This window comes from Acinetobacter sp. GG2, assembly GCF_000292385.1.
In the GTDB taxonomy this organism is placed as follows: Bacteria; Pseudomonadota; Gammaproteobacteria; order Pseudomonadales; family Moraxellaceae; genus Acinetobacter; species Acinetobacter seifertii.
On sequence record NZ_ALOW01000030.1, the window covers coordinates 97,380 to 109,539 of the forward strand.

A 12,160-nucleotide genomic window follows, 5' to 3' on the forward strand; every position below is an offset into this window, starting at 1 on the left:
TGGGATTTAAAAATAATTAATTTTAATTAAATAAGTTCAATCGCAACGGCTGTTGCTTCGCCACCACCAATACAGAGTGCTGCAATACCTTTTTTACCGCCAGTACGTTTAAGTGCATGAATCAGCGTAAGAATAATACGTGAACCTGTTGAGCCTACTGGGTGACCTAGTGCACAAGCACCGCCATTGATATTCACTTTCTCTGCATCAAGTTTGAAATCATCAATTGGACACATTGTAACCATAGCAAAGGCTTCATTAATTTCCCAAAGATCGACATCTTGAGCATTCCATCCTGCTTTTTTAAGAACTTTTTCAATGGCACCAACAGGAGCAATTGTAAATTCTGAAGGATGCTGAGAGTTTGAAGCCGTTGCAATAATTTTTGCCAGTGGCTGTAAACCACGTTGAGTAGCAACCTCACTTGAAGTTAATACTAATGCAGATGCACCATCTGAAATAGAGCTTGCGTTTGCTGCGGTAATTGTACCGTCTTTTGCAAAAGCTGGTTTAAGTGAAGGAATTTTGTCGATCTTTGCATTTAAAGGTTGTTCATCTTGATCAACAACGACATCACCTTTGCGGCTAGATACGGTAACAGGAACGATTTCATCTTTGAAATAGCCTTCAGTAATTGCAGTTTGTGCACGTTTTAATGAGCGAATTGCAAAGTCATCCATTTGTTCACGTGTATAGCCACGAGTATTTGCCATATCTTGAGCAAAAGAACCCATTAAACGACCTGTTTCAGCATCTTCAAGTCCATCAAGAAACATGTGGTCTTTAATTTCGCCATGACCCATACGGTAACCAGCACGTGCTTTAGGTAAAACATAAGGGGCATTTGTCATCGACTCCATACCACCTGCAACCACAATTTCAGCACTGCCTGCTTTGATCATATCGGCTGCTTGCATTACGGCTTTCATGCCTGAACCACAAAGTTTATTAATCGTCACTGCACCTGTAGAGTCTGGTAAACCAGCTTTACGCATCGCTTGACGTGCTGGACCTTGCTTTAGGCCAGCAGGCAGTACACAACCCATAATGACTTCTTCGACATCAGTAGGCTGTAAACCTGCTCGTGCGATTGCTTCTTTAATTGTTACTGCACCTAATTCTGGAGCAGTTAGACCAGATAGTGATCCTTGAAAACCACCCATAGCAGTACGAGCACCATTAACAATTACGATGTCAGTCATTGTTGTAATCTCCGATTGTTCTTTATCTCAAATTAAGAAAACATTAAAACTTAAGCAGTATATTGCAAAATGGGGATAGTATTGGGTTCTGCATTAGACTGTAGAGTTCTAACAATTTTGAGATTCTTCTAAGCGGATGTGCCCCATTTTGCTGAGAATTAACTTAAAATTTTTAAGCTGATCATAAGAACAATAAATAAAACTACCATTAGACTCGATTGGAAGTCCGGAATTGCCCTGAAAAACAATACTATTTTGTTTTTTTCCAAAACGTTGTAATTTCATAGAGCCATAATGATGATTAAGATCTATGGAGGTTAATAACTCTTCATTTAAGTCATGTTGTAGATTACGATTATTGTCTACAAAGCTAATGAGTTGACTATTCCAGTTCGTATTACAAATGAATTGATCGGAACTGGGACACAGAACAATGTTTGTATGCCTAACAATCGCGTCATATTTGGCTTTTTGTATATGAATTGTGAGTACACGCGGAGTATTTTTTAATTCTGCAGATGCCATAAATTGATGGTATAAAGGAATGGCTATAACTGACATAATTACAATAATTACGAGGGTTATAGAGAGTTCAACTATAGTAAAACCGGGAGATTTAAACATTAAAAAACCTTAATATATGTATAAATAGAGCAATTTTATGTTTTCTGACAATGATTTATATTATTTTTTATAATAAGGAAACACAAAATTAAATAAGGGTTATCAGTTGGCTAGAATACTGGTAAAATCACCGCAAGCGAAACAAAGAAGTTGTTCATATTTGCTAGTTGAGTAAAAAATTACCGAATTACAACGGAAATTGTAAGTAATTTTGTCAATAATTTACTTGATTAAAATTATCAAGCACTTGGAAAGTTTATCAAGTGTTTGTATGATTCAAATGTGAATAGCTTAAAAATAATACTGGGGTAAAAATATCTCAGGGGCCAATAAATTTAGGCTGAGCTTGAACAACAATTGTTATCTCTGGAGGATATCCATGAAATTGAGTCGTATTGCACTTGCTACTATGCTTGTTGCTGCTCCATTAGCTGCTGCTAATGCTGGCGTAACAGTTACTCCATTATTGCTTGGTTACACTTTCCAAGACAGCCAACACAATAATGGCGGTAAAGATGGTAACCTAACTAACGGTCCTGAGTTACAAGACGATTTATTCGTTGGTGCAGCTCTTGGCGTTGAATTAACACCATGGTTAGGTTTCGAAGCTGAATATAACCAAGTTAAAGGTGATGTAAACGGCGCTTCTGCTGGTGCTGAATACAAACAAAAACAAATCAACGGTAACTTCTATGCTACTTCTGATTTAATCACTAAAAACTATGACAGCAAATTTAAGCCGTATGTATTATTGGGTGCTGGTCACTACAAATACGACTTTGATGGTGTAAATCGTGGTACACGTGGTAATTCTGAAGAAGGTACTTTAGGTAATGCTGGTATCGGTGCGTTCTATCGCATCAATGATGCTTTATCTCTTCGTACAGAAGCTCGTGGTACTTATAACTTTGATGAAGAATTCTGGAACTATACAGCTCTTGCTGGTTTAAACGTAGTTCTTGGTGGTCACTTGAAGCCTGCTGCTCCTGTAGTAGAAGTTGCTCCAGTTGAACCAACTCCAGTTGCTCCACAACCACAAGAGTTAACTGAAGACCTTAACATGGAACTTCGTGTGTTCTTTGATACTAACAAGTCAAACATCAAAGACCAATACAAGCCAGAAATCGCTAAAGTTGCTGAGAAGTTAACTGAATACCCTAACGCTACTGCACGTATCGAAGGTCACACAGATAACACTGGTCCACGTAAGTTGAACGAACGTTTATCTTTAGCTCGTGCTAACTCTGTTAAATCAGCTCTTGTAAACGAATACAATGTTGATGCTTCTCGTTTGTCTACTCAAGGTTTCGCTTGGGATCAACCGATTGCTGACAACAAAACTAAAGAAGGTCGTGCTATGAACCGTCGTGTATTCGCGACAATCACTGGTAGCCGTACTGTAGTAGTTCAACCTGGTCAACAAGCTCAATAATTTGAGTTTCTGAACAGTAAAAAAGCGACTCGTTAGAGTCGCTTTTTTTATTACGATTTTTCAAATATTTTTTCATTTTATATCTCCTAAAGAATATCTATTCAGTTAATTGCTTATAAATAAGTTTTTACCAAACACCTTTTTTTAATTGCTGTTTAGTATCTTGTCTATCTCGACGATGCTGTGCACGAGGTTTTTCTGTCTCATGCATGCCACCTTTTTGAAGTAAAGGGGACAGAGCTACGTGGTTGCGGACCTTAATTTTTGGCATTTCTTTAATTTTCATGTTTTAACCTTTAATGCATAAAACTTGTTTAAGTGTATGAACCACTTCAATAAGATCTGATTGGTTTGCCATGACTTCATCAATATCCTTGTAAGCACTTGGGATCTCATCGACAATGCCACTATCTTTACGACACTCAATACCTTTGGTTTGCTCAATTAAGTCTTGTTGATTAAAAAGAACTTTCGCCTTGCTGCGGCTCATTTTACGCCCAGCGCCGTGAGAACATGAACAAAAAGACTCAGGATTAGCTTTTCCTCTAACAATATAAGAGCATGCTCCCATAGATCCAGGAATAATTCCTAACTCATCTAAACCTGCTCTAATAGCACCTTTTCTGGTAACTAAAAGATTTTCACCAAAATGGGTTTCTCGACTTACATAATTATGATGACAATTAATTGCTTCTTTTGTCATTTGAAATGAGGGGAGGATAGGTCGGATTGCTTCTAAGACTAATCGCATCATTTCTTTACGATTTTCAAAAGCATATTCTTGGGCCCACTCCACAGCTTCTACATAATCATTAAAACTGTTTGAACCTTCAGCAAAATAACTTAAGTCTTTATCAGGTACGTGTCCAAAGCGATGTTGTGCTTCTTTCTTGGCGAGCTCAATAAAATAAGTACCAATGACGTTACCAAGTCCTCGGCTACCTGAATGTAGCATTACCCATACATCTTGATTTTCATCAATACATAACTCTATAAAGTGATTGCCACCACCTAATGTGCCTAATTGTTTTTGCCAAGTGGCATCAAACTGCCGAAGCATTCGAATTAAACCAGGATGTTTTTTTACAATCGGTTGTAAGCGCTTTTCGAGTGGGATAATACTCGATGCTTTAGCTTTGACCTGCTTATGTAAAGCAAATCCAACTGGTACTTTACGTTCAATTGCATCACGTAAACGACTCAAGTTATCAGGTAGCTGTGAAGCCTTTAGACTTAAACGAATTGCATTCATTCCACAGCCAATGTCTACACCGACTGCAGCTGGAATAATGGCATGTTTAGTCGGAATAACACTTCCTACAGTTGCACCTTTTCCTACGTGAACATCTGGCATAACAGCAATATGTGAATATATAAATTGCAGTTGTGCCATTTTCTTCAATTGTTCAATACTTTCACTATCTATATCTTGAGTGAAAATTTTAACGGGGACACCGTAAAGTGCCTCTTCGTTTAATATTTTTTGTATGCCCATAATTTTTCTCTTATTTTTCTGTCCGAATAGGCATAAAAAAACCTAGCGAATGCTAGGTCTTAAATTCGAGCATTCGGACAAGTGAATTAAATTTGTACACTTGTCCGTGAGCTGACATCGTGCCAAATCGTTACTGTGTTTTACCTTGTAGTGTTGGCATGATGTCCTCCTTTTTTAAAAAGTGCCGTTGAAAATCTGAACGGCATTTTACCTGTTTTTAACTAAAGATCAAGTTTTTGACGTTTAGATAGTTTTAATTGACTCTTTAAACTTACTATTAATCTTGCTCTGGCTTTACATCCATTTGGTCGTAAGGGATTAACTTAGTTTTATTTTTCCATTTATATCCGAGCCAAATTACTAAGAATAACGGTATGCTGATATAGGTGGAAAGTAAGCCCATCCAGTCAATTTTTCCGCCCAAAACAGCTTGATAGTTTTGTCCAAGAATAATGATAGAACAGAGAATAAAGGCAAACCAAGGTGCAAATGGGAAAAACTTAGCGCGGTAAGCTAAATCTTCTAATTTATAGCCTTGAGCAATATAACCTTTACGGAAACGATAATGTGAAATTGCAATACCTAACCAGACAATAAAGCCACACATCCCTGACATATTGAGTAGCCAGTTAAAGACTTGTTTTTCCCCAATAAAAGTCGTTAAGAAGCAGAATGCAGCAATAAATGTAGTTGCATATAAGGCATTCATTGGAACACCACGATTGTCGAGTTTGGCAAACCATTTCGGTGCACGACCTTGCTGAGCCATATCAAATAACATACGGGTAGAAGAATACATACCTGAGTTACCTGCCGACAAAATAGCAGTCAAAATAACTGCATTCATTAAGCTCGCAGCGAAAGCAAAGCCTACCTTTTCATAAAGCAAGGTAAAAGGAGAAAGGGCAACATTTTCTGTTGTCGCGGCTTGCAATAGGTTTGGATCATCATAGGCAATGAGTGTGCCGATAATGAAAATACACAACACATAGAATAATAAAATTCGCCAGAAAATCTGTTTAATTGCCAGTGGAATTGTTTTCTTTGGATCTTTTGATTCGCCCGCAGCAACACCCACCATTTCAGTTCCTTGAAATGAGAATCCTGCAATCATGGCAACCCCAATCATGGCCTGTAAACCACCTACAAAAGGTGCATCTTTGTAGGTCCAGTTGCCGAATGTCGCCACTCCAGGTGTCAACATCACTTTAATAATCATGGCAATACCAATGATAATGAAGGCAACAATAGCGATAACCTTAACCATTGAGAACCAGAATTCGCTTTCGCCAAATCCTTTTACACTCATCGCATTAATCATGAAAATAATGACGAGGAAGAGCGCACTCCAGTAAAATCCAGGAATATCTGGAAACCAGAATTTCATAATAAACTGTACAGCAACAAGTTCAAATGCAACCGTAATTGCCCAGTTGTACCAATAATTCCAGCCTAGAGCGAAACCAAAGCCATCTTCAACATAGCGACTGCCATAGGTAAAAAATGCACCAGATGTTGGGGTATGAGTCGCAAGCTCACCTAAACTGGTCATTAAGAAGTAAATCATAATACCAATAAGAGAGTAAGCGAGTAGAGCCCCACCAGGGCCTGCGTTTGCAATGGTTGATCCAGAAGCAAGGAAGAGACCTGTACCAATGGAACCACCAATGGCGATCATATTCAGATGACGAGCTCCAAGCTTTCGCTGGAGTTTTTCAGGAGCATGTGTTTCGCTCATGGAGATTCCTTACATAGTTTGTTATGCACAGGCATATAACACCTTAAAGCCTTGAAGATCAGTTTTAATCTCACACTGACCAAAGTGCTTCTCAATTAAGATCGGATAGTTTAAAAAACGGTTTGCTACAATCCATAGCTCACCCGATGCCTTTAAATGTTTTTTAGCGTTCTGGCAGAGTCCTTCACTTGCATCATAGTTGGTATGAATACCTTGATGGAAGGGAGGGTTACTGACAATGGCATCAAGTTCTGTTGGGGCGTCTGCAATTCCTATAACAGGTTGCAATCTCAACTGGTTTGAACCTATTCCATTTCGACTAAAAGTCATTTCCGTTGACCGTAAAGCGAAAGCATCAATATCTAAGGCATGAATAATATTACTTGAATTTATTTTTGCCAAATAACAACTGATAATTCCTGCACCACACCCGAAGTCGGCAATTCTACCTGATTTCACCTGATTAAGATAAGGGAGTAAAACAGCAGTTCCCACATCTAGATGATTTTGACTGAAAACCCCCGGTAGAGCACAAATGGTAAGTTCATGTCCATTTGCTTGAACAGTATAGGTTTTTAACCAGCTTTCAAGAGGTTTGAGCTTTTCAGTTTTCTCAATTTTTAAATGCCATAACTGACAATGTCGAGCGCTATCAAGTTTAAGAATTTTGCCAAAACTTTGTAGTTGTTTAGCAGCTCTTTCAACACCACCTTTTTTTTCACCTACTAAAAAAACTGATTGGTCAGTTTTTAGATGGCTCATCACCACATGCAATATATAGTTTAAAAGCTCTTTTGATTTTGGAACAAAAATTATAGCCTGATCAAATTCTTGTAATGGAAACTCAACCGAGAAATGTGCTGTCGTGCCTGTATTAATAAAACCTTGGTAATCTGAATAACTCCATGTCCAGACTGATGCATCAACCCCAGATGGTAATTGACTGACTAAGGCATCATTGGGTGCATTAATTAACAAGAGTCTACCTTTTAAATAGTCTTCTTGTCTTAATACCACTTCACTTCTAGGATCCATGTACATCTCTCATGAAGAAGAATGCCCAGTGGAAACTGGGCAGTAATCAAAAAATTAAAAATGGGTTATTTGTGTGTTTCAGGAAGTACAACATTTAAAATTAATGCCGCAATACCGCCTGTTGCTACACCAGAACTAAAAATATTTTTAAATAACTCTGGCAAGTGTTCCAAAATTTGAGGAACTTGAGCAACACCTAAACCTAGTGCAAGTGAAATCGCGATAATTAAAAGGGCACGACGGTCTAAGTGAATAGATGAAAGAATGTTAATGCCTGAAGCAGCAACCGCACCAAACATTACCATAACTGCTCCGCCTAATACCGCCTGTGGTACAGCTTGTATTACACCCGCTACAGCAGGGAATAGACCTAATAGAATGAGTAAAGCAGCAATCCAGATCCCTACGTAACGACTCGCCACACCAGTGAGTTGAATAACACCATTATTTTGAGCAAAAACAGAACTAGGGAAAGTGTTAAATAATCCTGCAAGTAAAGAGTTTGCACCATTCACTAACACACCACCTTTGATGCGTTGCATCCACTGAGGACCATCTACAGGTTGGTTTGAAAGCTTACTAGTTGCTGTGACATCACCAATTGCTTCTAATGAAGTCACCAAATAAATGAATGCCATTGGAATAAATAAGCCCCACGAGAAGCTTAAGCCAAAGTGCATTGGTGTTGGAATTTGAATAACTGGCGCGTCATTTAGACCAGAAAAATCTAGGTACCCCATGAAGCCAGCAAGAATGTAGCCAATGACCAAAGCAATTAAAATAGCTGAGCTTTTAATCCACACTACGCGTATGCGATTTAAAACAATAATAATAGCTAGAACTGTACAAGACATTATAAGGTTATCAGAACTTGCAAAAGTATGATCTTGCATAGCTTGGTAACCACCCCCCATACTAATGAGGCCTTCTTTAATAAGCGTTAAACCAATCAGCAGTACAACTATACCTGTCACAAGGGGAGTAATCAGTCTTTTTACCCATGGCAGGATTTGTGACACACCCATTTCAATAAATGAACCAGCGATTACCACTCCAAAAATAGCAGCCATAACCTGATTTACTGGTGTACCTGCGGCAACCATTGCACTCCCAATACCAATAATTGGGCCAATAAAGTTAAAACTAGTACCCTGAACAATGAGTAGACCTGCACCGAAAGGACCAACTTTTTTGCATTGTAAGAAAGTTGCAATTCCTGAAATGACCAAAGACATGGATAAAATCATGTTGGTTTCGGTACGTGAAACACCCAAAGCTAAACAAATAAGAAGCCCAGGTGTAATAATTGGGACAATAATTGCAAGCAAATGTTGAAAAGCAGCTAGAAAAGCCACGAAAGGTTTTGGTCGGTCATCTAGTCCATAAACAAGGTCAAGATGGTCTGGTGATGGTTGATTGGACATGGGAGTAGATACGCCACAATTTCGCAAATTGGCGCTATTCTAATCGAGATACCTATCTTTACAAAACGAAATACAGGCTATTGGGAAATTTTTTTGTCAATGTCAATAAACTGTCACTACTCAAGAGTAGTGTTTTTCTGTATAATTTGCCCTCAAATTTCAGGCGTTTCTAATTTTCATGTCAGATATCAAAAATCTCCGTAATATCGCAATTATTGCGCACGTCGACCACGGGAAAACCACACTTGTCGATAAACTACTTCAGCAATCAGGTGCTCTCGGTGACCGAGCAGGCGAGATTGAGCGTGTCATGGACTCGAATGCGCTTGAAAGTGAACGTGGTATTACCATCTTAGCGAAAAACACTTCTATTACTTGGTTGGATAAGCGTACTGATACAACTTACCGTATCAACATCGTGGACACCCCGGGACACGCCGACTTCGGTGGTGAAGTAGAACGTGTTATGTCGATGGTTGACTGCGTATTACTTCTTGTTGACTCTCAAGAAGGTCCAATGCCACAAACTCGTTTTGTAACGCAAAAAGCCTTTGCTCGTGGTTTGAAGCCAATCGTTATTATCAACAAAGTTGATAAACCAAGTGCACGTCCAGACTGGGTAATCGATCAAGTATTTGATTTGTTTGATAACCTTGGTGCAACTGATGAGCAATTAGATTTCCCAATCGTTTATGCATCAGGTTTACGTGGTGTAGCGGGTCCAGCTCCTGAAGAACTTGCAGAAGACATGACTCCGTTGTTCGAAACGATTGTAGACATCGTTGAGCCACCAGCAGTTGATGTTGATGGTCCATTCCAAATGCAGATTTCATCACTTGACTATAACAGCTTTGTAGGCGTTATCGGTGTTGGTCGTATTCAACGTGGTTCAGTAAAATTAAACACTCCTGTTACTGTAATTGACAAAGATGGCAATACACGTAACGGTCGTATTTTAAAAATCATGGGTTACCACGGTTTAGAACGTATTGATGTAGATTCAGCATCTGCTGGTGACATCGTATGTATTACTGGTATTGATGCACTTAACATTTCTGACACAATCTGTGATCCGAAAAATGTTGAAGCATTACCAGCTTTATCTGTAGATGAACCTACAGTATCTATGACTTTCCAAGTAAACAACTCTCCGTTTGCTGGTAAAGAAGGTAAATTCGTAACTTCACGTAATATCCGTGAACGTCTTGATCGCGAATTAATCCATAACGTAGCTTTACGTGTTGAAGACACTGACAGTCCAGACCGCTTCAAAGTATCTGGTCGTGGTGAACTTCACCTTTCAGTTTTAATTGAAAACATGCGTCGTGAAGGCTTTGAAATGGGCGTATCACGTCCACAAGTAATCATCAAAGAAATTGATGGTGAAAGACAAGAGCCTTACGAAAACGTAACGTTTGACGTTGAAGAACAGCATCAAGGTGCTGTAATGGAACAAATGGGTCACCGTAAAGGCGAAATGACTAATATGGAAGTTGACGGTAAAGGCCGTATCCGTATTGAAGCGACTGTGCCTTCACGTGGTCTAATCGGTTTCCGTTCTGAATTCTTGACCATGACTTCTGGTACAGGGATCATGACTTCAAGCTTCTCGCATTATGGTCCTGTTAAACAAGGTACTGTTGCGAAGCGTCAAAACGGTGTGTTGATTTCTATGGTTCAAGGTACTTGCTTGGGCTATGCATTGTTCAGCTTACAAGACCGTGGTCGTTTATTTGCTAAGCCACAGTTAGAAGTTTACGAAGGTATGATCGTGGGTATTAACTCTCGTTCAGACGATATGGTTGTAAACCCAACTAAAGCGAAACAATTAACTAACGTTCGTGCATCTGGTACAGATGATGCTTTAACTTTAGTACCTGCAATTGAATATACGCTTGAACAAGCGCTTGAATTCATTGAAGATGACGAGTTAGTAGAAGTAACACCTAAATCAATCCGTATCCGTAAACGTTACTTGACTGAAAACGAACGTAAACGTAACCGTGATAAATAATTTTTCTTAATTGAAAAAGAAAAAACCGCTAAATTAATTTAGCGGTTTTTTTTAATTGTTATATTTAAAATTAAATTAACCTTAAATTCATATTTTTCTTATAAACGAATATGTTGTTAAAGTGTGAGATAGTTTTCTTTTTTTTGATAAAAATATTAAATTATCAATATCATGGCGAGTACTATCTAATTCGATAAGATGCCAATGAAAAAGAAAAATATGACGTGTTTCGGCCCCCGACATCTGGAGATGTTTAGATGAGTATTATTCAAGAATTTAAAGAATTTGCCATTAAAGGCAATATGATGGATTTAGCCATTGGTGTGATTATTGGTGGTGCTTTTGGCAAAATCGTGGACTCTTTGGTGAAAGATATTATCATGCCAATTATCAGTGTAATTACTGGTGGTGGCGTTGATTTTACACAAAAATTCATTGTGTTAGGTGCAAACCCTAATAATTTACAATCTTTGGATGCCTTACAAAAGGCAGGTGTCAATGTATTAACTTATGGTAACTTCCTGACCATTTTAATTAACTTCCTTATTTTGGCTTGGGTTGTATTCTTAATGGTGAAATTATTAAATAGACTTCGCCGTGATAAGAATGAGCCAGAAGCTCCAGCTGCAACGCCTGAAGACGTGCAATTACTGCGCGAAATTCGTGATGAGTTGAAAAAGAAAGCTTAAGCAGATTTAAAATAAAAAAACGGTACCTAGTGTACCGTTTTTTATTAATGAATCTTTTTAATTGTAAATATGGCTCTATAAATTGATAAAATTATATAGTTAGCAAGTAATTTGACTGAGCATATGGTTAAAGAGGAAAAAATTAATGAATCAGCTATTTGTATATGGTACTTTATGTCCGAATCAAGCTAATGCTCATATTTTAGAACAAATCGGTGGTCACTGGACAAAAGCCAGCGTACGAGGCGTGATTCATATTTTAGATTGGGGGCCAGACAAGGGTTTAAAAGCACTTGAGTTAGATTCGCAAGCCGATTGGATAGAAGGTTATGTGTTTAGTACAGAAAAACTTGCTGAAAACTGGCAGATGCTGGATGATTTTGAAGGTTTTCAATACCAGCGTGTCATCGCAGATGTAAAACTAGAGTCGGGTGAATATATTAAAGCCTGGACATATCAAATGAATGCACAGGCTCAATCTACTGAAAACCATAATTAAATTAATGG

General features: G+C 38.4%; 11 protein-coding genes. 4 read left to right on the forward strand and 7 right to left on the reverse strand.

Annotated elements, in window-relative coordinates:
* Positions 1-26: 26 nt before the first annotated feature.
* Positions 27-1,202 (reverse strand): thiolase family protein, encoded by a 1,176-nt coding sequence (locus B554_RS0107205; protein ID WP_019457528.1) that lies wholly within the window; start codon positions 1,200-1,202, stop codon positions 27-29.
* A gap of 108 nt (positions 1,203-1,310) precedes the next feature.
* On the reverse strand, positions 1,311-1,826 hold the full coding sequence (locus B554_RS0107210) for a GspH/FimT family pseudopilin (RefSeq protein ID WP_019457529.1): 516 nt from the start codon (positions 1,824-1,826) through the stop codon (positions 1,311-1,313).
* Positions 1,827-2,205: 379 nt separating this feature from the next.
* Between B554_RS0107210 and omp38 the strand changes: the two genes are divergently transcribed.
* Positions 2,206-3,258 carry an outer membrane protein Omp38 gene (omp38, locus tag B554_RS0107215; RefSeq protein ID WP_019457530.1) on the forward strand — a complete coding sequence of 351 codons (1,053 nt, stop codon included), beginning with the start codon at positions 2,206-2,208 and terminating at the stop codon, positions 3,256-3,258.
* A 127-nt stretch (positions 3,259-3,385) separates the two neighbouring features.
* Here the strand turns inward: omp38 and B554_RS18950 are convergent, their stop codons facing one another.
* From B554_RS18950 to B554_RS0107240, 5 genes are all read right to left on the reverse strand, one after another.
* On the reverse strand, positions 3,386-3,529 hold the full coding sequence (locus B554_RS18950) for a hypothetical protein (RefSeq protein ID WP_166739898.1): 144 nt from the start codon (positions 3,527-3,529) through the stop codon (positions 3,386-3,388).
* An 18-nt stretch (positions 3,530-3,547) separates the two neighbouring features.
* Complete coding sequence (locus tag B554_RS0107225) at positions 3,548-4,753, reverse strand: RtcB family protein (RefSeq protein WP_019457531.1); 1,206 nt, start codon at positions 4,751-4,753, stop codon at positions 3,548-3,550.
* Positions 4,754-5,030: 277 nt separating this feature from the next.
* Complete coding sequence (locus B554_RS0107230) at positions 5,031-6,491, reverse strand: amino acid permease (protein WP_019457532.1); 1,461 nt, start codon at positions 6,489-6,491, stop codon at positions 5,031-5,033.
* Positions 6,492-6,512: 21 nt separating this feature from the next.
* The gene (locus B554_RS0107235) at positions 6,513-7,526 is read right to left on the reverse strand and encodes a class I SAM-dependent methyltransferase (RefSeq protein ID WP_019457533.1); all 1,014 of its coding nucleotides are present in this window, start codon (positions 7,524-7,526) and stop codon (positions 6,513-6,515) included.
* Positions 7,527-7,591: 65 nt separating this feature from the next.
* Positions 7,592-8,950 (reverse strand): uracil-xanthine permease family protein, encoded by a 1,359-nt coding sequence (locus B554_RS0107240; RefSeq protein WP_019457534.1) that lies wholly within the window; start codon positions 8,948-8,950, stop codon positions 7,592-7,594.
* 178 nt (positions 8,951-9,128) lie between these two features.
* Between B554_RS0107240 and typA the strand changes: the two genes are divergently transcribed.
* The 3 genes from typA to B554_RS0107255 all read left to right on the forward strand — a co-directional run bounded on the left by typA (position 9,129) and on the right by B554_RS0107255 (position 12,152).
* Entirely contained in the window at positions 9,129-10,964 is a 1,836-nt protein-coding gene (gene typA, locus B554_RS0107245; RefSeq protein WP_004705742.1) for a translational GTPase TypA, read from the forward strand.
* Between the two features lie 257 nt (positions 10,965-11,221).
* Positions 11,222-11,653 (forward strand): large conductance mechanosensitive channel protein MscL, encoded by a 432-nt coding sequence (mscL, locus tag B554_RS0107250; protein ID WP_004705743.1) that lies wholly within the window; start codon positions 11,222-11,224, stop codon positions 11,651-11,653.
* A 145-nt stretch (positions 11,654-11,798) separates the two neighbouring features.
* A complete protein-coding gene (locus tag B554_RS0107255) occupies positions 11,799-12,152 on the forward strand; it encodes a gamma-glutamylcyclotransferase family protein (RefSeq protein WP_019457535.1) in 354 nt (117 codons plus the stop codon).
* Positions 12,153-12,160 lie beyond the last annotated feature (8 nt).